Source organism: Rhodococcus sp. BH4 (assembly GCF_002079265.1).
Taxonomy (GTDB): Bacteria; Actinomycetota; Actinomycetes; order Mycobacteriales; family Mycobacteriaceae; genus Rhodococcus_F; species Rhodococcus_F qingshengii.
Map to the genome: position 1 here is coordinate 5,288,746 of NZ_CP014941.1, position 24,719 is coordinate 5,313,464.

The window sequence follows — 24,719 nt, forward strand, 5'->3', positions numbered from 1 at the left end:
GTCGCTACTGAAATGCTGCTTCGACCGCTGCGACGACTACCTCGCGCGGTATCTGAACGTGAAGGACTACGTCGCCGCCGCCACCGCGAACCGTCGACGCGAGCTCACGCGCCCACGTCTGCTCGTAGACGATGACTGCGGCGGACGTTCCTGGTTCGAGTGACTCACGGACCACGTCCAGGTCCTCGTCACTGATCAATGCCTTGGCTTCGATGGACAGAATCGCCAGTCCGATGTCGGTGAGATCTTCGTCGACATCGATCTGCGACACCTGTCCGTCCGCGTCCTTGGCGATGTACACGAGGTCGAGCAGAGTGACAAAACCTCGTTCCACCACGTTCTGCAGCGCGGCGACAGCTTCAGGATCCACAGTTGAACCTGGGAATGCCAGCACCACGAGCTCGACCGGTCCGATGTTCATTGCGTCGTTCATCCATCAAGCCTGGTGGCTCGGACGCTTGGGAACCTCACCCGCAGGGGATGAATTACCCGATGCGATCGAGTTATTTGTTGCGGCGAATGACTTCGCGAATCGGCCGTACGTGTACGCCTTCTGCTGCGAGGGCTCGCCGGGCTTTGCCTCGGGTGACGAGCACACCGACGATACCGAGAATCCAAACCGGATATTGCACCATCCAGGCGACACGGAATCCGTCGAACGTGTACCCGCCCATGTGCCCGAGGATGACGCCCATCACTTGAATCACGATGAGGGAAGCGAGGAATCCCCCGATGTTGACCATGCCTTGCGCGGTGCCCATCGCCGAACTCGGGTTCGACGTACGCGCGTAGTCGAAGCCGATCACCGAACCCGGTCCACCCACCGAGATGACGACCACCAGGATCGTCAACAACCAGAGCGGAGACGGTTCGCTTCGTGAAAGCACGATCGTCCACATGAGCGCGCTGGCCACCATGATGGTGAGAACCAACCACGATCGACGCATGGGATAGCGACCGGTGAGAATACCGAGGATCGGGCCGGCCACGATTGCCGAGATGACTGACAGCGTCAGCAGCGAGCCGACCGTCGTGGAGTCGAGGCCTTGAGCCGATTTCAGGTACGGCACACCCCACAGCAGCGCGAACGTCGTGATCGAGAACTGAGTCCCCATGTGGCTGAAGAACCCGAGTCGGGTGCCGGGCCGCATCCACACCGTCTTGATCTGTCGCCCGATCTCCTTGGCGCCGGCCGGCACGGCGACCACGTCGGCACCGGGAGGCGCGTCGCGGATGACACTCAACGCCAGCGCAAACGCCAACAGTCCGACAGCGGCAGCGCTGCCGTAGGCAAAAGTCCAGCCCGGTCCGGACAACAGCAACATGAACGGAAGCGCAGACATCACCTGGCCCAGCTGACCGAGGATGCCCGTGAACTGCGAGACCAACGGCACCTGCCGGGGCGGGAACCACTGCGGTACCAACCGCAACACCGAGATGAAGGTGAGTGCATCCCCGGCACCGACGGCAATACGTGCACCGATCGCGACGGGCAGCGATTCGGTGAAGGCGAGAGCCAACTGCGCGGACATCATGATGAACGCACCGACTGCGATCATGATCCGCGAACCGTAGCGGTCGAGGAGGACTCCCGCCGGAATCTGCATGCCGGCGTACACGACGATCTGCAGCACGACGAAGCTCGACAGAACGCTGGGCGAGATCGAGAACCGATCAGCAGCAGACAGACCCGAGACGCCGAACGAAGTGCGGTGAAGCACGGCGATCACGTAGGCAAAAACACCGACACCCCAGACCAACCACACTTTTTTCATCGGGTCTGTATGTTACTCCTGTCTTTCGCAAGGCTCAGGACATGATTATTCGCGGCCCTGAGAGACCCAATTCAAATCAGCCGAACGGAAGCCTTCGGTAATCGCGGCGAGGGAGTCGAGGCGAGCGATCTGGTCTTCGCTCAGAACGATGTCCAACGCTCCGGCGTTTTCGGTGACTCGTGCAGCGAACCGAGTGCCGGGAATCGAAACGGAAGGCAACCCGTACTGGCGGCCCTTGGCATCGAGCCATGCCAGGGAAACCTGTGCAGGCGTCGCGCCGAGCTCCTCACCGACGGCGCGGACCACGTCGAGAACCTTCTGATTGGCGGGAAGTGCGGAGTCCGAGAAGCGGGGGAAGCGTCGGCGCAGGTCGTTGTCACCGAGCGTCTCCGCATCGAACGATCCCGCCAGGAAGCCTCGGCCCACAGGTGAGAAGGGCACGAATCCGACTCCGAGTTCCGCGGCGGTGGGTACTACCTTGTTCTCGACGTCCCGACTCCAGATGCTCCATTCCGACTGGATCGCCGCGATCGGATGCACCCCGTACGCACGACGCAGTTCATCGCCGGTCGCCTCGGACAGGCCGATGTTGCGGACCTTGCCCGCCTTCACCTGCTCCGCGATCGCGCCGACGGTGTCTTCGATCGGCACGTTCGGGTCGACCCGGTGCAAGTAGTAGAGGTCGACATGATCGACGCCGAGTCGTCCCAGAGACTCGTCGAGTGCCCGCGGCACGTAAGCCGGGTCTCCGTTGATCCCGCGCTGACCGTTGGCGATGTTGCCGACCAGACCGAACTTGGTCGCCAACTGCACTTCCTCCCGGCGGTCTTTGAGAAGCTCTCCCACCGCACGCTCGCTCGAGCCCTCGCCGTACACGTTGGCGGTGTCGATGAACGTGATCCCGATGTCCACCGCATGGTGCAGCGTGGCGAGCGCCTCGGCCGGATCCACCGGGCCGTAGACCGGGGCGACGGACATCGCGCCGTATCCCTGGGCGCTGACAGTGAGACCTTCGGCCAGAGTGACGGTGGGGACGGTCATGAAAACTCCTCGATTCGACTGAGCGACAACCCCGACAGTCTTCACCGAATCGAAGCCTCACGCACCGATTAACGTCACGCTGATCGGGTTACCCTCGAGTGATGGCATTCGATTGGCTCGAACTCGTACTCACCGCCCACCGCGAATTCGGTTCACGACTCGCTGCGGTCGAGGACTGGAACGCACCCACGCCCGACTCCGACTGGCACGTCGAACACCTCGTCCGCCACGTCATCGAGGAGCAGCAGTGGGTACCGCCGCTCCTGGCCGGACTGACGGTCGGCGAGGCGACACCGGACATCGTTCCCGTCGGGGACGACCTGTGGACCGAATGGCAGAAGTACTCCGATGCCGCAATCAAAGCGTGGAAATCGACGGACCTCAGTGCCCACGTTCACCTCTCGTACGGCACGGTGAAGGTGGAACCCTATCTGCGCCAGCAGACCTCGGACGTCACGATCCACACCTGGGACCTCGCGCGAGCGGTCGGAGCAGACGAGCGACTCGATCCAGACCTCGTCGAGGCCGTCTGGTCCGACCTCGACGGGCAGCGCGACATGCTCGCCGAGAGCGGACTCTTCTCCGATCCCGTCGACCTCCCGGACGATGCGTCGTTGCAGGACAAGCTGATTGCCCTGACCGGTCGCGATCCTCGTTAGACGTTCAGCGACACACCCGTCGTGCGAGCGACGCCGTCCCAGCCGCCGGCAGGTGCACCGAGGCCGAGCAGAGCCGCAACCGTCGGCGCGACGTCGATCGTGCGAGCCTGCGTGTCGATCTTCCGTCCACCGTCCAGAGCGGGATGCCCGCCGCTGAGGAAGAACGGAATGGGCAGTGTCACGAAATGGCCGTGGTTGCCGGGAATCGGGTTGGACAGTGGAGTCGGATCACTGAACCGCCAGCCCTGAGCGCAAAACGCAACGACGTCACCGGCATTGGTGCCGAGATCGAATTCGGCGGGGAGGTGGCTGGATTCGACGCCGTCCACACCATCCACGATCTGCTGAATCCGGCTGACGGCTTCCGCCCGTTCGCCATCGGGTCCGATGAAGTAGATCAGGTCTGCGCCACCGTTCTGGGCGATTCGAATCTTGCCTGCCAGCAACGGGTCCGCGTTCAGCGGTCGATCCAAGCCGATGAGCCGCGCGGGCTCCGACCAGTCCATGGAGTGGTCGGCCAACACGATCAGAATGCTCCGATTCCAGCGACCCGTGTCATGAAGGAAGTCGACGAAGCGGCGAACCTGGTTGTCGGTGTTCTGAAGTGCAGCCGTGCGAGCGATCCGGATGGACGGACCGGACAGATCCAGGTGCCCGACCCGATCGACGTCACCGAGGTTGGTGAACGAGAGCCGCGGCGAGTTCCCGCCGACGATACGGATCAAGGCGTCGATCGTGAAGTTGTCCGGCGCATGCTCGGTACCGGGAACGAGCGGCTGCGGATCCCACACCAATGAGGCGCGGTCACCGAACAACCCGTGCAGGTAGCGCTTCGACAGCACACTCGCAGTGGTCAATCCGAGTTCGGTGCGCACCCGATCCAGAACCGTCGATGCCTGCAGGTCGGAAGGCCGATCGAGGTCACGCTTCTTGTCGATGGCCGGATCGTAGACGGAGTTGGCGGGTACACCCGAACGCGCCGGCAGCACTCCCGTCATCATCGCCGTGTGGTTCGGCAGCGTCTCTGCGATCGTGATGGCACTGGCGTCCGGGTAGTGGATACCGCCGGCCGCAAGCCCGGTCAGCGTCGGGGTGAGCTCCGATCGCAGCTCGTCCGGCCGCATGCCGTCGACGACTATGACATGCACGTCCAGGTCTGGGATTCCGGCGCTGGTGGGAACACTCGCGCGAGCGGGCGTTCCGAGCAATGCCGTTCCGGCGACAACACTTCCGCCGATCAGAACGCTACGACGCGAAACTTCGATGCTCACTGGTCGACTCCTGGTCGGTACGAGGCCTGATCGAGGGCGGCCGAGGTGGGTGAGACTCTACTGCCCGCGCCTGCCGGAAGACGGTAGCTCACGGCGTAGTGCGCATTGCTCTGCGGATTGGTGAGATCGTCGACGTAGTACCAGTCCATCTGAGTACCTTCGCGGGCGATTTCGAATACGCCGTAGCCGTGCGAATCCAGTTCGACGTACCGCACGTGTCGGTTCACGGCCTTGAATGCTTCTTCTGCCGCAACGGTTACCGTGCGCGGTGGCACTTTCAGCATGTCGTCGATATTGGGCGACGTCACCGACGGGACGACGAACTCGGCGCCGACGGTCGGCCCACCCGGATAGTTGGCGGCGTTGGTCGGTAGGTCGCAGGCCCACGACGTGTGGATGTCACCGGTGATGAAGACGGTGTTGTCCACACCGTTCGAGGTGATCGCGTCGAAAAGCCTGGTGCGGTCGGCGGTGTACCCGTCCCACTGATCCGTGTTGTACGGGACACCGGCCTGCGGCACACCCACCAGTTCGGTCAACGCCGCGGTGGTCGCCGGTTCCAGCGGCGGGAACACGCAGGGCGTGATCATGACCGGATTGCCGACGACCTTCCACTGCGTCGGGGAGGTGACGATTCCGTTGGTCAACCAATCCATCTGTGCGCGTCCGGTAATGGTGCGCGACGGATCGTCGACCTGCTTCATGGTCGGTTGCTCGTCGCGGTAGGTACGCAGATCGAGCATCGAGATCTCGGCCAGATTCCCGAAGCGGAACCGACGATACAGCTGAACGCTCGAACCATTACCCGACGGGCGGACGGGCATCCACTCGAAATATGCCTTGGCCGAGTTGGCCTTTCGATCTGCCCAGTCACCTTCGACACCGGGAGTGTGGTTTTCGGCGCCGTCCCGGTACGCGTTGTCGGCCGATTCGTGATCGTCCCACGTGGTGATGAACGGGAGCTTCAGGTGCAGAGCTGCCAGATCCGGGTCTGTCTTGTACTGCGCGTGCCGAATTCGGTAGTCGGCCAGCGAAATGATCTCGTGGGCCGGCTCGTGAAGGCGAACGGATCCGTTTCTCGCGCCGTACTCCCCCTGCCCGTACTCGTAGATGTAGTCACCGAGGTGGATGATCGCGTCGAGGTCTTCGCGGAATGCGAGGTGACGATAGGCACCGAAATACCCCGCCTCCCAATTGGAGCAGGACACCACGCCGAAGCGGAGACGATCGAGATCTGCCGAGTTCGACGGAGCCGTACGGGTGCGGCCCACCGGAGAAACAGCCGAACCCGCAGTGAATCGGTACCAGTACGCCGTCGACGAATCGAGTCCGGTGACGTCGACCTTCGCGGTGTGATCGGAATCCGCCGAAGCAGCAACACTTCCGGACGCAACGACGCTCGCGAACCCCTCATCGGTCGCGACCTGCCAGTTGAGAGTCACCGCCGGCCCGACGCCGGAACCGGGCGTCGCGTCTGCCGTCGGGGTGATGCGGGTCCAGATGATCACCGCATCCGGCAACGGGTCACCGGATGCCACGCCGTGCGCGAAGCCCGGGCTGCCACCCGGAACCTCGGCACCGGCGTGGCTCGCCGAAGCGACACCAAGACCTACTGCGCCGGCGAGGGCCGCCGATCCCTGCAGCAGGCCACGTCTGGATATTCGATCGAAGGCATTCGTGTGCACGCTAGGAGTGAACCCGCACCTGAACGGGCGTTCAAGAGAGCTTCGGGATGTTCACCCAGGCTTCGCCTGCGCTTCTCTGGAAGTTTGATCGAGTCGATCCCGATTACAACCGGTAATCGAGGGCCGAGCCTCGAACCACACCGACCTTGACTCCGATGTAACCGCCGAGTGCACCCCCGGCCGCGATCAGGATCCAGAACGCCGGCGGAAGCAGAGCCTCGGACCCGTCGACCTCGGAGAACGCGGAATAACCTGCGATCAACGCGCCGAACAGGATGGGCAGTATCAGCAGAGCGGCAAAGAAAGTCACCCACACCCGATGCGACGAGTCTATTCACGACGGACGGCGTTTGTCGGCAAGTCGAGTCGCTCGTCTGCCGGAAACACACCCCGCTGACGCCTATGCTTGGAAAATGACCGAACCCGACATCAAGCCCAGAAGTCGTGACGTCACCGACGGACTCGAAAAGACCGCAGCGCGCGGCATGTTGCGTGCAGTAGGAATGGGCGACGACGACTGGGTCAAGTCGCAGATCGGCGTCGCCTCGTCCTGGAACGAAATCACGCCATGCAACCTGTCCCTCGATCGCCTGGCCAAGGCCGTCAAGGAGGGCGTACGGGAAGCCGGCGGGTTCCCTCTCGAATTCGGCACTATCTCCGTCTCCGACGGCATTTCGATGGGGCACGAGGGCATGCACTTCTCCCTCGTTTCCCGTGAAGTGATCGCGGACAGCGTCGAGACCGTCATGCAGGCCGAGCGTCTCGACGGATCGGTCCTTCTCGCCGGCTGCGACAAGTCGTTGCCCGGCATGATGATGGCGGCGGCCCGCCTCGACCTCGCCAGCGTGTTCCTCTACGCCGGCTCCACCCTCCCCGGCGTCGCCAAACTTTCCGACGGCAGTGAGCGGGAAGTCACCGTCATCGACGCGTTCGAGGCGGTTGGCGCCTGCTCGCGTGGGCTGATGAGCCGCGCCGACGTCGACACCATCGAACGGGCGATCTGCCCGGGCGAAGGCGCGTGCGGCGGCATGTACACGGCAAACACGATGGCCAGCGCCGCCGAGGCCATGGGAATGTCGCTGCCCGGCAGCGCTTCACCGCCCGCACCGGATCGTCGCCGCGACGGCTTCGCCCGCGAGAGCGGCAAAGCCGTTGTCGAACTCCTGCGTCGAGGTATCACCGCGAGGGACATCCTCACCAAGGAAGCGTTCGAGAACGCCATTGCAGTAGTCATGGCATTCGGCGGATCCACCAATGCGGTGCTCCATCTCCTCGCGATCGCGCACGAAGCGTACGTCCCCCTGACGCTCGACGACTTCGCTCGCGTCGGCGCGAAGGTCCCGCACCTCGCCGACGTCAAGCCTTTCGGAAAGCACGTCATGACGGACGTCGACCGTATCGGCGGCGTCCCCGTGATCATGAAGGCATTGCTCGACGCGGGACTCATGCACGGAGATTGCCTGACCGTCACCGGTAAGACCGTGGCGGAGAATCTCGCGCACATCACCCCGCCCGATCCGGACGGCAAGGTCCTGCGGGCGATGAACAAGCCCATTCACCCCACCGGAGGCATCACGATCTTGAAGGGGTCACTCGCGCCCGGCGGCGCGGTGGTCAAGTCGGCAGGATTCGAGTCTGATGTATTCGTCGGCACTGCACGGGTTTTCGAACGCGAGCGCGCCGCGATGGATGCTCTCGAGGACGGCACCATCACCGGCGGTGACGTTGTCGTCATCCGCTACGAAGGCCCGAAGGGTGGTCCCGGCATGCGCGAGATGCTGGCCATCACGGGCGCGATCAAGGGCGCGGGTCTCGGCAAGGACGTCCTGCTGCTGACGGACGGACGATTCTCGGGCGGCACCACCGGCCTGTGTGTCGGACACGTTGCGCCCGAGGCGGTTGACGGCGGTCCCATCGCGTTCGTTCGCGACGGCGATCAGATCCGACTCGACGTGGGTACCGGACAACTCGAATTGTTGGTCGACGACTCCGAATTGGAAGCCCGCAAGAAGGGCTGGGAGCCGTTGCCGCCTCGCTACACACGTGGTGTGTTGGCCAAGTACTCCAAGCTCGTGGGATCAGCCTCGGGTGGAGCAGTGTGCGGCTGATCCCAGCCCGCTGCTAGATGGGCCGGTACCCGGCGCCGACGCCTCCGTGGGCATTGATCGTGTCCACGATGGAGGTCATGTTGGTGCCGAGTTCCGGCCCCAGGCATGGCACCCAGAGGTAGGCGTTGACCATCGCGACCAGCGTCGTCCCGACCGTGACCGGGGCTCCCGAATCACCGTGGTCGACGCAGATCTGAGTCCAGGTGGATGCGTCGGCGCTCAGGTCTCCCCAGACGACGCCGCAGGTCGTGCCCGTCGTACGGCCTTCCTTGCAGGCTGTAGCCGGGAAGCTGGCCGGAGCGCCGATCGAGATGATGGTTGCCGCGCCCACCGTTCGAACTGGTGTGACCTTGCCCGGATCGAACTGGATGACCCCGTAGTCCAGGTCCGGGTTCGACTCGACGAACGTGCCGACCACGCCTGCGTCCTCGTTGCTTTCCGGGATCACGAACGATCCAGGACCACCGCAGTGACCTGCGGTGATACCCACGAGTCTGCCGCCGTTGTCGTGACCGATAGTGGTCAACGTACAGACCAGTTGATTGTCGATGATGATGCCCGAACCACCACCCATGGGCGTGGGTGCAGCAACAGCGTTGCTGCTGACGATGAACCCGAGTCCGAGTGCCAAGACCAACGCTGCCAGAGCCGAAACAATTCGCTGCAACATCACAATCTCTCCGCCGGTAATCTCCCCGCTGCAAAAAACGCATACCCCGGAAAGTGCGGACCTACGCAGCGTTTCTAGTCGGTAGCTCCGAGCGCTTCGAGCATCTTGCGTGCCTCCTCGAGCTGACGACTCAACTCGTCGACTCGCGCTGCAGCCATGTCCCGTGCAGCGACGATGATGGACTCGACAGCCTCGATTGCGGTGGGCTCACCCAACTCGCGGACAGCTCGCTCGACCGCATCGGGTGCGACCGGAACTGCTTTGCCCGGACGCTTGGCGCCCTGTGTGACCGTCACGCTCCAGTCGTTGTCCGCGCCCGCATGGATCGTGACGCTGATGCCGGCCGGCAGTTTCTTCGCACGCTTGACGGCCGGACGAGGTGTCGCGGCAGGGGCAGCAGTGGTAGTCGGGACCGGAGCGGGTGCAGGCTGCGCACGCGGCTTCGGTCGAACAGGCTCTACGAGTGGCTCCATCAGGGGCTCGGACTCCACAACTGGTTTGGGCCGTGGCGCCGGTTTGGCCGGTGCCGCGGAGACGCGGTTTATGCGCAATTCCTCTGCCTCGAAAGGCAATTCGTCGTTGACGCCTTTGGGGCGGATCATCACGGTGTTGCCGTCCACCGACACGACTTTCGCCGAGGTACCGGCTTCGATCCCCAAGCTGGGAGTCGCCTCGCGCAGATAGACGGTGGCGCGCTTGCCTTCGGCGACAGCCGTGGCGAGCGCTGCCAGATTGTCCGCAGTGAGGTGATCCGGCGTTGATGCGGCAGCGCCGGAACGTCTACGGGGTGGCATGCGCAGGTCCTTTCAGAAGTATCTCGTGCATTTCGGTATCGACAGTGCTTTTCTCGGGGCAACTCTTGCACAAGCCACCGACGTGTTGACTCTCACCGCCCGCCTGAGCCCGAGGATCCGTAGACGGTTCGGCCAATTCAGTACTGTTCTCGTGGCACCGCGTGGAAGATGGTGGACAGAAATTCGTTGCGGCAATAAGGAGCACGGTGAGCAGTTCGGAGTCAGAGTGGATCGACGAGGTCACCGAACCCGCCCCTGCTGAATCTCACGTTGCCGAACCTCACACCGCTGATCCGGTCGACGTCGATGCTCATCTGCTCAGCCGGATTCAAGCCGACATCGAGGAGTCCCTCCTCGGCGGACCGCGCTGCTTCACGCAATCGCAGATCGCGGAATTCGCCGGTGTGACACGCGAGCGTGCCGATCGTTTGTGGGTCGCGATGGGCTTTGCCGTCGACGAGGATCCCGACGCCGTCATGTTCACCCAGCAAGACGCCAACGCCCTCAAGACGATCATCGACATGGTCAATCGAGGAGTCATCTCGCAGAGCAGTGAGGTGGCTGCCGCCCGTTCACTGGGGCAGTCGATGTCGAGGTTGGCTGAGTGGCAGGTCTCGCTGATCAGCACACACATCATCGACCAGCTCGCCGACTCGGCAGATCACGAGCCCGAAGCGATCCGGAAGATCGTTCTGCGCCTCGGCGCCGAGATCATTCCCGCTGTCGAATCTCTGCAGACGTACGTGTGGAAGCGCCACGTCGCGTCGTCGACGGGCCGCAACGTCGGAAACCCGGGCGAAGAAGTAGCGAGTCGTGTTCTGGTCGTGGGTTTCGCCGACATCGTCGGGTACACCTCGCTGACCCGCGGCCTCGACTCCGCCGAACTCAACGATCTGCTCGAGCGGTTCGAGTCCGCGTCCACCGAAATCATCGGTCGCAACTACGGCTGGGTGGTCAAGACCGTCGGTGACGAGGTCATGTTTGCCGCCGAGAGTCCTCATCACGCCGCCGAGATCGCTTTGCAGATCCAGCAGGCGGTCCTCGCCGATCACGACGATCCGCAGCTTCGGGTGGGTCTGGCCATGGGGCCGACGTTGGTTCGCTTCGGAGATCTCTACGGTTCGGTGGTCAACAAGGCCGCGCGTCTCACCAGCTCTGCTCGTCCCGGCACTGTGCTGATCGACTCCGAGCTGGCCACCCAGCTCGGCTCGGACGCCAATTTCAAACTGCGACACCTTCGTCCGCGACGAGTGCGCGGCATCGACAGGCTCGAGCAGTACGTGCTACGCCGCAATCTGGAGCCGTGAGCTCTCAGCTCGACACTCCGCGTGCAGCCAGAAAGTCGTCCACGATCTGCTCACACGCAGCCTCCCCGAGAGGCGTCAGCGTGGCCAGCTTGGTGAGCACCAAAGGTCCGACCAACTGAGCAAGTGCGACGTCGTAGTCGTACTCCCCCAACGCGTCGATCGCGTCCGGCGAGCGCAGGATCCGATCGAACGCGTGTCGGTACTGCTCGAAAACCGTCTGGCGCAGCGATCGCAATTCGGGCTTGTCCGTGGACAGGGCATCGACGCTCGAATAACCCTTCAGTTCCGGCCCCAAGCCGAGCCAGCACATCGCCGTCACCTGGATCGGTGCGCTTTCGATGGCCTTGGCCTGACTGGTCAACAACTCGAGCAACTGCGCGCGGAGATCGCCTTCACCGGACATCTCCGGCACCGGCGGCAGTAGACGTGCAAATGCCGCGGCGAGTAACTCCGTGCCGCTGTCGAAATGGCGGTACAGCGTCGCACGCGCGACGTTGGCCAACTTGGTGACGGCATCGATCGTCACGGCGTCGACGCCGCCTTCTGCCAGCAGCGTGGTCGCTGCGTCGAGCAACCTGGACCTGGAACGCTGTTTGCGCGGGTCCTCGTCGTTTCCCTGCTGTTCGATTCCCTGCTTGTCGATTCCCACCGTCACAACTTCAGTTATACCCACTTGGGGGTTGTGGAACTGCTGTTCTTGTAACGATACTGATGGTCTTGTTTCTATCGGGAGGTTTCGTGAGTAGCGATACGACGCTCGAACAGTCCACGTGGACCATCCGACAGATCTGGATGCTGACGGTCGCGTGCTGCGCCGTCGCGCTGGTCGTCGCAGCGATGGCCGCTCTCAACACGGCCCTTCCCGACTTGGCCCGCGATACCGGTGCAACACAGAGCCAGCTCACGTGGATCGTGGACGGGTACACGCTCACGCTGGCTTGTCTCTTGTTGCCGGCGGGCGCACTCGGCGATCGATACGGTCGACGAGAACTGCTCATGTTCGGACTACTCGTTTTTGCTGCCGGCTCGTCGATTCCGGTCTTCGCGGACGAACCGTCGTGGGTCATCGTCTCCCGCGTGATATCCGGCGTCGGCGCCGCATTTGTCATGCCGGCGACGCTGTCTCTACTCACTGCAGGTTTCCCGCCGGCGCAGCGTGCCCGCGCCGTCGGAGTCTGGTCCGGCGTCGCAGGGTCCGGTGCAATCGCCGGACTCGTCGTCTCCGGGCTACTCCTCGAAAAATGGTCCTGGCATTCGATTTTCGTCAGCCTGGCCGTCGTCTCGGTCCTCATCCTCGTGGTGTCGTTCACGATCGTGACGTCGAAGGACACGGAGGCAACTCCACTCGATCTACCTGGTACAGCGCTGATCGCCGGCTCGATCGGACTGTTCGTCCTGGGGATGATCGAGGCGCCGGCCCGTGGTTGGCTCGATCCGGTAGTTCTCGCGTTGCTGGTCGGCGGAATTGCCATGACAGCAATCTTCAGCTGGGTCGAATTACGCACTCGCCACCCACTTCTGGACGTCAGACTGTTTGCCAATCGTGCATTCGGCAGCGGCGCAGCGTCACTGACCCTGCAATTCCTGGCGACTTTCGGCTTGTTCTTCCTGATCGTGCAGTATCTCCAACTGGTGCTCGACTACTCCCCCCTGCAATCGGCGCTCGCCCTCATGCCGATCGCCGTGCCGGTGATGGCGCTGTCCGTGGTTGCTCCCCTGCTGATTCCGCGTATCGGCCTTCGCGCCCTCACCGCCACCGGGGTTGCCTTCCTCGGAACCGGAATTGCGCTCTTGACGCGCTTGGACGCCAGTTCGACCTATGCCGAAGTCTGTGTTCCCTTGGTAGTGGCCGCTATTGGATTGGGTTTGTCGACAACCCCCGCCACTGCTGCCATCGTCTCCAACGCACCGGACTCCAAACAGGGTGTTGCATCAGCAGTCAACGACGCAACCCGTGAGATCGGCTCCGCCATCGGCGTTGCACTGGCGGGAAGTATCCTCGCCGCCGGCTACGGAAATCACGTCCAGCCCGCGGTCGACTTGCTACCCGAACCGGCCAAGGAGCCGGTATCCGGTTCTCTGGCCGCCGCTCTCCACGTCGCCGAAGCAGCCGGGCCGCAGGGTGCCCAGTTGGCCGAATTCGCCCGTGAAGCCTTCATCAAAGGCATGGATCAAGGAGCACTCACGCTCGCTGCGATCATGTGGGTATCCGCGATCGTTCTGGGATTCTGGGCTCCGGGTCGTCAGCGAGACTGACCGCCTCGTCGGTACGCCGGGGCCTTGGTTGTCTGCTCCGACTGCAGAGTCTGCAGGAGGGGCATCGACCGGAGCGGCACCACAACCGAGAGAACCATGACGCTGGTCGACCGGGTGGCTATCCCCGACCGATTCAGTTCGAGCAGCGTCGCTTGCAAATCCTCGTGCGACGCAGCGGCAATCCGGCACAGCACGTCGCCGGAGCCGGTGGTGGCAAAGGCTTCGAGCACACCGGGGATCGCCTCGAGTTCCGCGGTGACGGTGTCGAGCGCCCCCTGGGCGATCTGCAAAGTCACGAATGCCTGTACTCCGAAACCCGCTGCAGCCAAATTGACGTGCGGCGCGTATCCGGCGATGACGCCCGCATCTTCCATCCTTTTCAATCTCGCCTGCACTGTCGCCCGCGCAACCTTGACCTGACGCGAAAGCTCCAACGCACCGGCTCTCGGGTGCTTGTTCATCGCGTCCAACAGAGCCAGATCCACTGCGTCGAGATTCACGTCCGCTCCACTCGTCGTTCAACTATGCAAATTGCCTACAAAACAGTGCCACCATCTTCGCATTCCGGCGCTGTGTCTACTTTCAACTACCTCCGTTGACTACCCAACCTCTGAAGGACTTATCTGTTTGTACCGGCAGTGCCGAACATAACTCGAGCACCGCGCTGTGTACATCGCACTCAGAGGGGACTCACCATGACCGTCGAACAGACTCTCACCGACGACGAACAGTTGGCCGGCCTGGATCTGGAGCAATTACGCCAGCTGGTCGGACTGGTCGAGTACGACAGCGATCACGATCCCTTCCCGGTGAGTGGTTGGGACGGCCTCGAATGGATCGTCGGAAACGCCACGCAGACTTCACATTTCTTCCAGTCCGCATTCGGCATGGAATTGGTGGCCTATTCAGGCCCGTCGACGGGAAACCGCGACCACCACGCGTTCGTACTCAAGAGCGGTGCCGTGCGCTTTGTCGTCAAAGGTGCTGTGGATCCGACAAGCGAGTTGATCGCGCATCACAGCCGTCATGGCGACGGCATCCGCGACATCGCGCTCAGCGTCCCTGACGTGGACAAGTGCATCGCGCACGCCATCACCCAAGGTGCGACGGTGTTGAGCGAACCGCACGACGTCACCGACGAGCACGGCACCGTTCGCCTGGCCAGCATCGCGACGTACGGCGAGACTCGGCACACCCTCGTCGACCGTTCCCGCTACACCGGCCCTTACCTTCCCGGATACGTCGAACGGACGTCGTCGTACCGCAAGCGTGACGGCGCGCCCGAGCGCATCTTCCAGGCCCTCGACCACGTCGTCGGCAACGTCGAACTCGGCAAGATGGACCAGTGGGTCGACTTCTACAACCGGGTCATGGGATTCACCAACATGGCCGAGTTCGTGGGCGGCGACATAGCCACCGACTACTCCGCGCTGATGAGCAAGGTCGTCTCGAGCGGCAATCACCGAGTCAAGTTCCCACTCAACGAACCTGCCATCGCGAAGAAGCGGTCACAGATCGACGAGTACCTCGAGTTCTATCAAGGTCCCGGCGCTCAGCATCTCGCGCTTGCGACCAACGACATCCTCGGAGCAGTCGATGCTCTGGTCGACGAAGGAATCGAGTTTCTCTCTACTCCGGCTTCGTATTACGAGGATCCCGAATTGCGCGCGCGTATCGGAGAGGTTCGAGTTCCGATCGAGGAATTGCAGAAGCGAGGCATCCTCGTCGACCGCGACGAGGACGGCTATCTTCTTCAGATCTTCACCAAGCCGATCGGAGATCGTCCCACCGTGTTCTTCGAGATCATCGAACGCCACGGCTCACTGGGATTCGGACTGGGAAACTTCAAAGCCCTGTTCGAAGCGATCGAGCGTGAGCAGGCCGCGCGGGGCAACTTCTGAGGTAGGTCAGCTGTTTTCGGTCCACGCCCAGACCACCGCGGGTCGCCCGGTGGCACTGACCCGGACTCGTTCGTCCGTACGTTCCAGCCCTGGCAACGCTTTGAGCGTCCGGTTCAAATTGCCCGGGTCCGGACGCACACCGGAAAGCTCCTCCGCCACGGCCAGCGCGTACGACGCCGGAAACGACGGACCCAGTAGTGCCCGCGTGAATGCCTGATCTCGCCACAACAGGGTGTCAGCAAGGATCGGGCGGGTATCGGCGACTATCCGATTGTGGTCGAACGCAAGGTCCCCCGGGTTGTCCCAGCTCACCCATTCGGCCGAACCCGGCACCTCGTCCGACGAGATCACTGCCCACATGGTCACCGAGAGCGTCGGACCGCGGGGGTCTCGATTGGGTTCGTCGAACACGGTCAATTGACCGCTGACGAGGATCTTCTCGTCGGGAATTCCGAGCTTGGTGGTCACGGCTCGCCTGGCGGCGTCCTGCAACCGCTCACCGGCGCCCAGCAGTACACCGGGCAGCGCCAACTGCCCGGTGTACGGCTCCGCTTGCCGCGGAGTGACGGCAAATCGCAACATCCCGGGTTCCGGATTGCCGAACCGGAGCGCGATGACATCGATCGAGACAAGTGACTGGTCCACACCGTCCATCATGCAGGCACTGGGCAGCGCACCTGACGATCGACCCGGTCGGCACCGTTCGCGGTCAGCACTACCGGCGCACCCATTTCCTCGCTCAGATACCGGGCGAAATCCTCCGGGTCGGCCGGAAGTTCCTTCGGCACGACCCCTACGGCTTTCAGGGAATCTGTCAGCGCCTGCTGGTGATCGAGATCCTTCCACTCTCCGACGGGAACGAACGGCAATCCTTCGTACGCGTGCACCCCGTGGATCGGGATGCCTGCAGCCCGCGCGCGATCCATCGCATCGAGATGAGTAAGCGCCAAACCGTCGACGCCACCGCTCACCTCGATTGCGTAGTGCAACAACAACTCGTCGAAGTGGCCCGTCCGGAATCCGCCTTGATACTCACCCGTCCCGTTGTGCAGCTCGGGCAACACCTTCGCCAACTCCGGATCCTCCGTCGGGAAGGGCCCAGCTCCGTGTCGTGTCATGTAGGTGCGGGTGACGCCGAGTACGTAACTGTCCCGGCCCAACTCGTCGATCATTGCTCGCGCGTTGGACGGCTCGACCGTCGACCACGTGGTGTGTGGGTGAAACCCCCGCCACTCGTCGAGAAGGACACCTTGTGCCCCCTCGAATACCAGACGACCACCGGCACCCAACGCGCCCAGCGCATCCGGGTCGGCGATGTCCACGACGGCACCGAATTCCGCGTACATGTCGACCATGTCGTCGATCGGCGGAAAACCGTGGCGACTCTCCGCGATCAACGGTCCGTAGAATGTGACCAACGCCGACAACTTACGACGCAAGGAGTCAGGTCGCCGGCAGTCTCCCACCGTAGGCGCATTCGCAACTTCGAGCGCGTACGCCGCGGTCTCACCGATCCCCTTGCCACACGAGCCGTGTCGGTTACCGCCGCGAGCATCCTCACGGGCCCTGTTGGCGGCCACGTGAATCGGCGTCGTCAACAATGCGCGCGCGTCGATCCGTATCAAATCGAACGGATTTCGAACTCCGAGCGCTTCCAGAGCACGCGCCTCCCGGGCGAGCGCGATGGGCTCGACCAACACGAATCTCGAGAGAAACGTCGGGACGCCGGACAGCGTTCCCGAACCGAACTGCGAAAACGTGTGGTGGCGCTCGCCGACCGTCACGTTGTGCGCTGCCTGTGCCCCACCGTTGAAGCGGACCACTGCGGCCACACCCAAATCGGCTTGGTCGGAGCAAAGCCAATCGACGGTTGCTCCCTTCCCCGCATCTCCGAACCCGAGGTCTACGACGACGATATCGCGGTCTTCGAACGGCTCCATCATGCTCTCCTTCTATGCGAAATCGACATCGTCCGTATCGGTTCCGAGATCGTGGGGCAACCCGGCCACCGTCGCGGTGCTGCGCCCTGGAATTAGAGCGAGAGCCTTGCCGACGGTCTCGGCTTCAGCTCTTGAACCGATGTCGCGGAGATCCGCCAGTCCGTCACGCAGGTCGATGCGGTCCTCGCCGATTCCGACCGTCAGCGCGATCAGTTCGCACACCGCAGCGGGGTCGTCGAGTTTGACGAAGCGTTCACCGAGCAACTTCTTCCAGTGATCCGCGATTTCCGGATCGTTGAAGTACGACGACTGATCTGGCAGAACGAAGTAGACATTCCATCTTTCTTCGAGTTCACGGTAGATCGACGAGACCGATACGTCCTGACGTACCTTGTCCCCGATCACCGAACGGATGTGACGAGCCGAGAGCCGCGGCTTGTTCAGCTCGTCGCCGATGATGAAGAGGTAGCCTTTCCTTCCGCGCTTCTCCCAGGCATCCGTACTGGTGTGGCGCGCCATGAAATATGCTGCCAATTCATAGCTTTCCGACTTCTGTCCGCCACCGTTGCCCTCGAGGAAGATCGTCCGAAGCTGCTCGTCCATCGCGTTACCCGACTCGAACTGACCGACTTGTAGTGGCACCTGATCGGAATCGGCGTCGCCGATACCACCGAACAGAATCTGCGGATCATCCGCGTATCCCTTGCGTTGCAGCAGCCCGTGCAGCTTTCCGAGCTTGTCCTGCATGATTCGCGGAACAGCGCCCATCGAGCCGGTGACATCGAAAAGCACTGCTATCGGGAGAGAATCGGGGTGCCCGGCCGAGTCTCGGCATTCACGCTTGTCGACGCCGAAGGGGTCGAGGGTCGGGTCCGCTTTCCAACTGCTTCGCGGACGCGACCGAAGCGAATCGGTGTAACCGAAATCGTCGACACCGCGTGCGGCACGAAAAGTCTTGCCCGCCAAATAGGTGTTGTCGTCCCAGTATCCGTAGCCCATGACAATCACTGTCCTTTCGTGGATGGAACGGCGAACGGACGAAATGTCCGCTGGCCATAGAGAAGATCGAGGAGTTCGTCGAACTCACCCAGTAGGTCGACCGCGTCGGGACGCAATCTCGGGTTGTCCTGCATGCAGCCGTCGGCAAACACCTTCATCCGTTCGTGGGTCTGCTCGCCCAGCATTCGGAGCATCAAATGATGAGCCATGTAGACGTCCCAGGCCGGAGACGCTCCTTCGCCGAGTTCCGGTGGGTACGAATCACGATCGGAACCGATCGTCGCCACCGGGCGGCTGCCCGTACGGGTGCCAAAGGACCAGCCGACCAGCACCACCCCGTGCCGATCAGGCTCGATCAGCACGTTCTCCGCGGTAATCGCGGTGTGCACCCAACCAGTCGCATGTGCTGCTGCCAGAGCCCGAAGTAGCCGTCGGTGCATCCACGCCCAGTCCCGTGGATCGAGGCCACCCGGATACGCCTCACGGACGTCGGCGAGACTCACAAAACCTTCGGTCAGATCGTCCAGCACATCGATCTGACGTCTCGTGCCGCTGCCCACATGGGTGATTCGATCGATCAATCGCGGGAAGTACGAGACTGCCCAACCGGCTTCGCACGAATTCTCGATGTCCGTCAGCACATTCCGTTCGGCCTCGATCATCGAGTTCGCCCGAGGGTTTCGCGGAATCTTGAGTACGACACCGGCATCGGACCGGTACAGGTTAGCGACCGAGCCGCGCTCTACCAGTCCACCCAACATGTACTCGCCCCGCTCGCCGACATAAACGGGTCGAGAATCTGCCGGCTCGAACTCCACTGTCCAACTGCGGTAAAGCTCGTTCAATCGAGATGTTGCGGCCGAGTATCGCACCCGATCTTCGGGCTTCGCCCGGTCCGGATGAATGGCTGAGGCGAGCCGATGAAAACGACGCTTTGCAGCGCGGCGGGAGTCGAGATCACTGGGGACTCCCCCGAACACATCAGCCGAAACCTTTGCCGTCTCGACCGTTTCGAGTGCAGTGTGCGTCGTTTTCATGGTTTTAGTCTAAGCGACTAAAACGAAAACGGCAAGAATGCGTATTTCATCCGAGTACATGCGCATCACATCAGGACACAGCAATCACCTGTCGGCACCGAGGGCTGAAACAGCTTTGCGTAGCTCGATCACTGCCGGACTGCTGTCGCCCTCACGGGTACACAGATCGATCGAACACTGCTCGATATCGGAAATGCGCACGAAACTGATATCCGAGCGGGTGTAGTACTCGGCAATGGTTGCTGCCGTTATCACCACCGCCCGACCGTTGGCGACAACCTCGAGCGCTTCGTCCATCGTGCGGACAGAGGGACCGTACCGGACGGGTACACCACTGGGGCGCGGGTCCACCGACCACCATTTCACCCATTCGGGTGGCGCACCGTCACTCGAAACCTGCACAGTCCCATCTATTTCAGAAATCTCGATGCTCGTACGGCCCGCCAGTCGGTGTCCTCGAGGCAGGGCCACCACCCGCGGTTCGACGCCGATCCGTTCGAGCACCACACCGTCGAGCACCGGCAGTGGAGGGCGCACGAAGGCGGCATCGACGGTCGCGCTCGCCACCGCGGAAACCTGTTGGGACCAGTCCAATTGGACCAGCTCCACCTCCGCATGCAACGAATCGATCACCGCACGTCCCAAACTTCCGGCCGCCCCGTTGATGAATCCGATCCGCAACCGCCTGGCCCGCCGACGCTCGAGTGCGTCGAGCCCGTTCATCGCGCGGACGGCGAACTCGAGAGCGGGCCGTGCATCCGCGACGAACACCTCACCCGCGGCGGTGAGCACCACCGGGTGCGAACTGCGATCGATCAACTCGACTCCCACCTGCTCCTCGAGTCGACGAATCTGCTGACTGAGAGCAGGCGCCGTGACGAACAACCGGTCTGCCGCTCGTCCGAAGTGCCCTTCCGCCACGACGACGAGCAACGAGGACACCAACCGCAGATTCAGATCTTCACCTCTTCTCGCCTTTTTCATTACCGTCCATTCGGTTGTCTTAGGCCGCCGTTCGCCAGCAAAGTGATGACCATCACGGTATCTGAACAGCGGAGTTAAGCAAACCGGCAATTGTCGAACGAAGTTCTACATGTACAGCGAATGCCACGTCAGGTCACAGTTGTCGCAGATCCGGACAGCCCGCCGAATCCGCGAAACCAGGAGATGTGATGAGCAAGTACGAGCACGAATTCGTCCACATGATGGATGGCGTCGAAAAGCAATTGGAAACCATCGACAATCCGCGGCACCAGAAGATCCTCCGAAACTACCGGCGCCACGCATTGCTCGAGGTCTCCGGTCGTTACAAGGAAATCCTCTCGCCCGACATGACCGTCGAAGAACCCGTCTACCGGTTGTTCGAAGACGGGCAGTCGATTGTCCTCGACGGCATGGACGCCGTCACCAACTTCTACCAGTCACTCGCCGAGACGGACACCCTTGTCATGTGGACCGGACAGTCCGACTTCGCGGTCTCCGACAGCGGATTCTCGGGTGAGACTCTCTTCAGTCAATTCGTCCCAGGATCGATTCTGGGAGACGGGGTGTTCGGCGCGGTGCACGAATCGGGTGGATCCACCCCCGCAGCCCCCGAACAGTCGTCGGACATCGACCCCGACGGTTGGTATCTCGTGCGTCGGACCTTGGCATTTGTCTGGCCGTACGACGAGCAGGGGCGACTCATCGGTGAGCATGTCTACGAAGATTCTGCTTCGAAAGTCGTGACCAAGGTGGACCCGAGCGAGGTCATCACTGCGGCGCGCGCAGCCGAACTGCTTGCCCCACTGCTCGAAACGCACCTGCCGTGAGCGCGCCCGTAGCCATTGTCACCGGCGCAGCTGCCGGGTTGGGCGCCGCTATTGCCGAGCGCCTTGCGGAGGACTTCGGCACCCTGCTTCTCCTCGACATCGAAGAGGCCGCACTCGCCGACACCGCAGCACGCCTGGAAAGCCTTGGCGTAGCAGTCCACACGGCACGATGCGATGTTCGACGTGAAGGTGACGTCAAGAACGCCTTCGACGTGGCTGCATCGGCCGGAAGCCCGACTGCACTCGTCAACGGCGCCGGAATCGGCGTCTTCACTCCGTTCCTCGAGATCACCGAAGACCAGTGGGACAACACCTTTGCGGTGAACACCAAGGGCAGCTTCCTGATGTGCCGCGAATTCGTGAGCAGAACCGAGGGTCCGGCAGCGATCGTCAACATCGCGTCGATCGGTGCCCGCTTGGGCGGTGACATGCTCGCGCACTACGGACCGTCGAAGGCCGCCGTGATCGAGATGAGTCACAGCGTCGCCCGAATCGGTGCGACTCGAGGACTTCGCTCGAATACGGTCATGCCCGGCCTGATCCTCACCGACATGTGGCTTCGAACCATCAAGGAACTGCGTCGACGCGATCCCTCGCTCACAGATGTTTCCGATGCTGACGTCTTCGATTCTTTTGTCGCACAGATGGTTCCGATGGGTCGAGCTCAGACGCCCGGAGACATCGCCGAGATGGTCGCCTTCTTGCTCAGTGACAAGGCTCGCAACGTCACCGGCCAGACGATTGCCGTCGACGGCGGCGCCGTGATGACCTGATCGGGTCGATGGCGGTCAGCCCCAGCGCGACTGGCCGCCGTCGAGCGGGATCGTGGCACCCGTGAGGTACCCGGCGTCTTCGCTGACGAGGAAGACGACGGCACGACCGATGTCGGTCTCGGGGTCTCCGACGCGTCCCAGCGGAATACCTGCGACAAATGCCGCTGCCTCTTCGGGATTCTTTTCCATCCACCACTGCAACGCGGGAGTCTTGGCGTGCGGGGCAACATTGAGAACGCGAATGTTGTCCTTGCCCCATTCGCAGGCGGCAGCGCGGGTCAACGAGCGCATGCCTTCTTTGATGGAACCGTAAGCGCCGTAGTTACTGGCATCCCAGCGCACCGCCGCCGAGGTGACCATGTTGATGATGACGCCACCGCCACGACTGTTCATGTGGGGGTACGACGCCTGCATCATGCGCAGGGTGGCGAGCGGCCCCGTCGCGAAGGAACGCTCGAAGTCTTCGTCGAGCACGCTCAAGAGTGGGCCGGGCTTGCAGTCGTTGGCGTTGTTGACCAGGATGTCGATTCCGCCGAACAGTTCGACGGTACGGTCCACGGCGTCGGTGATGTCGTCCTTCTTGCTGACGTCGCAGACCACCGCCTCACCGCGCGCACCGATGTCAGCCAGTAGTCCGCACGTGGTGTGCAACTTGGATTCGGTGCGGCCGGCAACGGCGATCACGGCGCCCTCTTTGGCCAAGGCCAGGGCAATCCCCTGCCCGATTCCCTGACCCGCACCGGTGATGAGTGCGACTTTGCCTTCGAGCTTGCCCATGTGACTACTCCAATGTCCGTCGACGCAGAGGTCCCTTTTGCGGGAGGGACCGGTCGATTCTGGTGACTGCCGCTGTTTGTCGTCTACACTCGACCTACAAAACAACCAAGCACTTGCTTGACCCTAAGGTGTGCGACCACGTCGCGTCAATCACATTGGGCGGCAATTCAGCTCGGCACCGCACCAGGAAGGCTCCACCGTGACACTGCCCAACCCCGTCGATTTCAGCGGACGCTCGGTGATCGTCACCGGCGGCACCAAAGGCATCGGCTACGTCATCGCCGAAACCTTCCTCGCCGCGGGTGCGAACGTGCTGGTCTGTGGCCGTAACGAGCCCGAAAACCTACCCACCGCCGACGGTCGTAGCGCAGCCTTTCGCGCCACGGACGTCCGCGATCCCGCCGACGCCGCAGCCCTCGTCCAGGATGCCGTCGAGCGCTTCGGCCGTCTGGACGTCCTGGTCAACAACGCCGGCGGCTCCCCCGACGCCGACGCTGCGACGGTGTCACCCCGCTTCGTCGAGAAGATCGTGGCCCTGAACCTGTTGGCACCCTTCAACGTTGCCCAGGCCGCAAATGCAGTGATGCAGACTCAGGACGACGGCGGTGCCATCATCAACATCGGCAGTGTCTCGGCGATCGACCCGCAGCCCGGAACCGCGGCGTACAGCGCAGCCAAGGCAGGCCTCCTCGTTCTGACCAAGGCATTGGCCCTCGAATGGGCGCCGAAGGTCCGGATCAACCACATCACCACCGGCCTGATCCGTACCGAGGCTGCCGCCGAGGTCTACGGCGCCGACGGCGGCGCTGCGGTCACCAGGACCATTCCGATGGAGCGCATGGCCGTGCCGGCCGATATCGCCAACTCCTGCCTGTTCCTGGCGAGCCCGCTCTCCTCGTACGTGAACGGCGCCGACATCGCCGTTCACGGCGGCGGTGAGTACCCGGCTCGCTACATGGCGACCCACCAGGATTGAAACAAATACGAAGCAGCCCCTGAGCGGATTCGCTCGGGGGCTGCTTCTTCGTGTGAACAACTGCGGGGCGCGACGAGGGGTCAAGCACCCCGCAGTTGAGTCTGGAGGGACTAGCGAGCGGAGAAGCTCACTCGTGCACCGGAAATCGCTACCTGATCACCCTTGGTGACCTGGAAGGCCAGGTCGTCGGGAGTTCCCCACGCAACGATGGACGGCGCCTCACCCGGATGGATCGCCGCAGCGAATCGACCTTCGAGACTGACAAGATCAGCCGGATGCACTCCGGCGACCCGAGCAAGCTCGAGTGTGCTGGCGGCCAACGTACACAGGCCGTGCATGATCGGACGCGGCTGGTTGATCCGCGCCGCAGCCTGGGGATCGATGTGGATGTGGTGCTTGTCGCCCAGGAGCCGGTACATCGCCGTCTGGTTCTCCGCTGTGGTCAGCACACCGGTCAACGAAGGCTCGCCGGTCGGCTCCGCCGGACGTGAGGGTCCACGTTCTCCGCCGAATCCACCGGCACCGGGGGCAAAAAGTGACCAGGTCGCGACGAAGTATTCGCACTCCACCTTCACTTCGAACACGGCCGCTGCGCCCTTGTCCCACACCTCGCCGACCGAAGCCTTCAAGGTCACGTCACCGCTACGCGGAAGCGGAGCAAGCACTTTCAGCTCTTGCGAGCCGTGCAGTGCCGTCGAGGTGTCGAAGGCGCCCGCCGAACCCAGAGCGTCGGGAGCCCACTGCGCCAGCGTCAGAGCAAAGGTCGGCAGTACCCGAAGCTGATCCTCGAAGACGAGGTCCAGCTCGGTCGCCTTGGCGCCCACGGCAAGTGCGTACAGGATCGCGTCGCGCTCGGTGTACGACACGGTGCGGGTCCCGAGATCGGCTCCACGCCAATCGCCGGCGGTCTTCGCAGCTTCCGAAGTTGTCACTGTCTTT

General features: G+C 62.8%; 25 protein-coding genes. 8 read left to right on the forward strand and 17 right to left on the reverse strand.

All coding sequences use genetic code 11. The features are described from left to right. Positions 1–4 precede the first annotated feature (4 nt). From A0W34_RS24385 to A0W34_RS24395, 3 genes are all read right to left on the reverse strand, one after another. Positions 5–433: a DUF6325 family protein gene (locus tag A0W34_RS24385; RefSeq protein ID WP_007732604.1), complete on the reverse strand. Its 429-nt coding sequence runs from the start codon at positions 431–433 to the stop codon at positions 5–7. Positions 434–503: 70 nt separating this feature from the next. After that, a complete protein-coding gene (locus A0W34_RS24390; RefSeq protein ID WP_007732605.1) occupies positions 504–1,775 on the reverse strand; it encodes an MFS transporter in 1,272 nt (423 codons plus the stop codon). A 45-nt stretch (positions 1,776–1,820) separates the two neighbouring features. Beyond that, positions 1,821–2,816 (reverse strand): aldo/keto reductase, encoded by a 996-nt coding sequence (locus A0W34_RS24395; protein WP_081558866.1) that lies wholly within the window; start codon positions 2,814–2,816, stop codon positions 1,821–1,823. A 101-nt stretch (positions 2,817–2,917) separates the two neighbouring features. On the opposite strand from A0W34_RS24395, the gene A0W34_RS24400 reads away from it, so the two are divergent. Continuing rightward, positions 2,918–3,475 (forward strand): TIGR03086 family metal-binding protein, encoded by a 558-nt coding sequence (locus A0W34_RS24400; protein ID WP_007732609.1) that lies wholly within the window; start codon positions 2,918–2,920, stop codon positions 3,473–3,475. On the opposite strand, the gene A0W34_RS24405 is transcribed toward A0W34_RS24400, so the two are convergent. The 3 genes from A0W34_RS24405 to A0W34_RS24415 form a co-directional block, all read right to left on the reverse strand. Further along, positions 3,472–4,746 (reverse strand): alkaline phosphatase family protein, encoded by a 1,275-nt coding sequence (locus tag A0W34_RS24405; RefSeq protein WP_007732611.1) that lies wholly within the window; start codon positions 4,744–4,746, stop codon positions 3,472–3,474. The two genes, A0W34_RS24400 and A0W34_RS24405, sit on opposite strands and share 4 nt — an antisense overlap. Then, a complete protein-coding gene (locus A0W34_RS24410) occupies positions 4,743–6,431 on the reverse strand; it encodes an alkaline phosphatase D family protein (RefSeq protein WP_075834393.1) in 1,689 nt (562 codons plus the stop codon). The genes A0W34_RS24405 and A0W34_RS24410 overlap by 4 nt, the downstream gene beginning before the upstream one ends. 103 nt (positions 6,432–6,534) lie before the next feature. After that, positions 6,535–6,741 (reverse strand): hypothetical protein, encoded by a 207-nt coding sequence (locus A0W34_RS24415; protein ID WP_223304509.1) that lies wholly within the window; start codon positions 6,739–6,741, stop codon positions 6,535–6,537. A gap of 103 nt (positions 6,742–6,844) precedes the next feature. On the opposite strand from A0W34_RS24415, the gene ilvD reads away from it, so the two are divergent. Beyond that, positions 6,845–8,539 carry a dihydroxy-acid dehydratase gene (gene ilvD / locus A0W34_RS24420; protein WP_003940201.1) on the forward strand — a complete coding sequence of 565 codons (1,695 nt, stop codon included), beginning with the start codon at positions 6,845–6,847 and terminating at the stop codon, positions 8,537–8,539. Positions 8,540–8,552: 13 nt separating this feature from the next. Here the strand turns inward: ilvD and A0W34_RS24425 are convergent, their stop codons facing one another. Together A0W34_RS24425 and A0W34_RS24430 are read right to left on the reverse strand one after the other, a co-directional pair. Next, positions 8,553–9,209, reverse strand: a complete 657-nt coding sequence (locus A0W34_RS24425) for a S1 family peptidase (protein ID WP_081558425.1) — start codon at positions 9,207–9,209, stop codon at positions 8,553–8,555. A 74-nt stretch (positions 9,210–9,283) separates the two neighbouring features. Next, complete coding sequence (locus A0W34_RS24430) at positions 9,284–10,003, reverse strand: DUF6319 family protein (RefSeq protein WP_003940205.1); 720 nt, start codon at positions 10,001–10,003, stop codon at positions 9,284–9,286. A gap of 206 nt (positions 10,004–10,209) precedes the next feature. On the opposite strand from A0W34_RS24430, the gene A0W34_RS24435 reads away from it, so the two are divergent. After that, positions 10,210–11,310: an adenylate/guanylate cyclase domain-containing protein gene (locus A0W34_RS24435; RefSeq protein WP_007732623.1), complete on the forward strand. Its 1,101-nt coding sequence runs from the start codon at positions 10,210–10,212 to the stop codon at positions 11,308–11,310. Between the two features lie 4 nt (positions 11,311–11,314). Here the strand turns inward: A0W34_RS24435 and A0W34_RS24440 are convergent, their stop codons facing one another. Then, entirely contained in the window at positions 11,315–11,965 is a 651-nt protein-coding gene (locus A0W34_RS24440) for a TetR/AcrR family transcriptional regulator (RefSeq protein WP_030537009.1), read from the reverse strand. A gap of 56 nt (positions 11,966–12,021) precedes the next feature. Between A0W34_RS24440 and A0W34_RS24445 the strand changes: the two genes are divergently transcribed. Continuing rightward, complete coding sequence (locus tag A0W34_RS24445) at positions 12,022–13,566, forward strand: MFS transporter (protein ID WP_058037678.1); 1,545 nt, start codon at positions 12,022–12,024, stop codon at positions 13,564–13,566. Here A0W34_RS24445 and A0W34_RS24450 read toward each other — a convergent pair. Further along, a complete protein-coding gene (locus A0W34_RS24450; protein ID WP_051649709.1) occupies positions 13,554–14,066 on the reverse strand; it encodes an Lrp/AsnC family transcriptional regulator in 513 nt (170 codons plus the stop codon). The two genes, A0W34_RS24445 and A0W34_RS24450, sit on opposite strands and share 13 nt — an antisense overlap. A 195-nt stretch (positions 14,067–14,261) precedes the next feature. On the opposite strand from A0W34_RS24450, the gene hppD reads away from it, so the two are divergent. Further along, positions 14,262–15,467 (forward strand): 4-hydroxyphenylpyruvate dioxygenase, encoded by a 1,206-nt coding sequence (gene hppD / locus A0W34_RS24455; RefSeq protein ID WP_058037677.1) that lies wholly within the window; start codon positions 14,262–14,264, stop codon positions 15,465–15,467. Between the two features lie 6 nt (positions 15,468–15,473). Here the strand turns inward: hppD and A0W34_RS24460 are convergent, their stop codons facing one another. The 5 genes from A0W34_RS24460 to A0W34_RS24480 form a co-directional block, all read right to left on the reverse strand. Then, on the reverse strand, positions 15,474–16,124 hold the full coding sequence (locus tag A0W34_RS24460) for an NUDIX domain-containing protein (protein ID WP_020909123.1): 651 nt from the start codon (positions 16,122–16,124) through the stop codon (positions 15,474–15,476). After that, positions 16,121–17,410: an adenylosuccinate synthetase gene (locus tag A0W34_RS24465; RefSeq protein ID WP_058037676.1), complete on the reverse strand. Its 1,290-nt coding sequence runs from the start codon at positions 17,408–17,410 to the stop codon at positions 16,121–16,123. Before A0W34_RS24465 ends, A0W34_RS24460 begins: the two co-directional genes overlap by 4 nt. Before the next feature lie 9 nt (positions 17,411–17,419). After that, positions 17,420–18,406, reverse strand: coding sequence for a hypothetical protein (locus A0W34_RS24470; protein WP_030537005.1), 987 nt, complete (start codon positions 18,404–18,406; stop codon positions 17,420–17,422). A gap of 5 nt (positions 18,407–18,411) precedes the next feature. After that, on the reverse strand, positions 18,412–19,443 hold the full coding sequence (locus A0W34_RS24475; RefSeq protein WP_081558426.1) for a hypothetical protein: 1,032 nt from the start codon (positions 19,441–19,443) through the stop codon (positions 18,412–18,414). 84 nt (positions 19,444–19,527) lie between these two features. Further along, the gene (locus tag A0W34_RS24480) at positions 19,528–20,427 is read right to left on the reverse strand and encodes a LysR family transcriptional regulator (RefSeq protein ID WP_065455831.1); all 900 of its coding nucleotides are present in this window, start codon (positions 20,425–20,427) and stop codon (positions 19,528–19,530) included. Positions 20,428–20,615: 188 nt separating this feature from the next. On the opposite strand from A0W34_RS24480, the gene A0W34_RS24485 reads away from it, so the two are divergent. After that, the gene (locus A0W34_RS24485; protein ID WP_007732640.1) at positions 20,616–21,254 is read left to right on the forward strand and encodes a hypothetical protein; all 639 of its coding nucleotides are present in this window, start codon (positions 20,616–20,618) and stop codon (positions 21,252–21,254) included. Continuing rightward, positions 21,251–22,027 (forward strand): SDR family NAD(P)-dependent oxidoreductase, encoded by a 777-nt coding sequence (locus A0W34_RS24490; protein WP_007732641.1) that lies wholly within the window; start codon positions 21,251–21,253, stop codon positions 22,025–22,027. The genes A0W34_RS24485 and A0W34_RS24490 overlap by 4 nt, the downstream gene beginning before the upstream one ends. A gap of 15 nt (positions 22,028–22,042) precedes the next feature. Here the strand turns inward: A0W34_RS24490 and A0W34_RS24495 are convergent, their stop codons facing one another. Next, a complete protein-coding gene (locus A0W34_RS24495; RefSeq protein WP_081558427.1) occupies positions 22,043–22,804 on the reverse strand; it encodes an SDR family NAD(P)-dependent oxidoreductase in 762 nt (253 codons plus the stop codon). Positions 22,805–23,003: 199 nt separating this feature from the next. Here A0W34_RS24495 and A0W34_RS24500 point away from each other — a divergent pair, with 199 nt between their 5' ends. Next, the gene (locus A0W34_RS24500) at positions 23,004–23,780 is read left to right on the forward strand and encodes an SDR family oxidoreductase (protein WP_003940546.1); all 777 of its coding nucleotides are present in this window, start codon (positions 23,004–23,006) and stop codon (positions 23,778–23,780) included. A 110-nt stretch (positions 23,781–23,890) separates the two neighbouring features. Here A0W34_RS24500 and A0W34_RS24505 read toward each other — a convergent pair whose 3' ends face one another. Further along, positions 23,891–24,712 carry a MaoC/PaaZ C-terminal domain-containing protein gene (locus A0W34_RS24505; protein ID WP_007732645.1) on the reverse strand — a complete coding sequence of 274 codons (822 nt, stop codon included), beginning with the start codon at positions 24,710–24,712 and terminating at the stop codon, positions 23,891–23,893. Between the last annotated feature and the right edge of the window lie 7 nt (positions 24,713–24,719).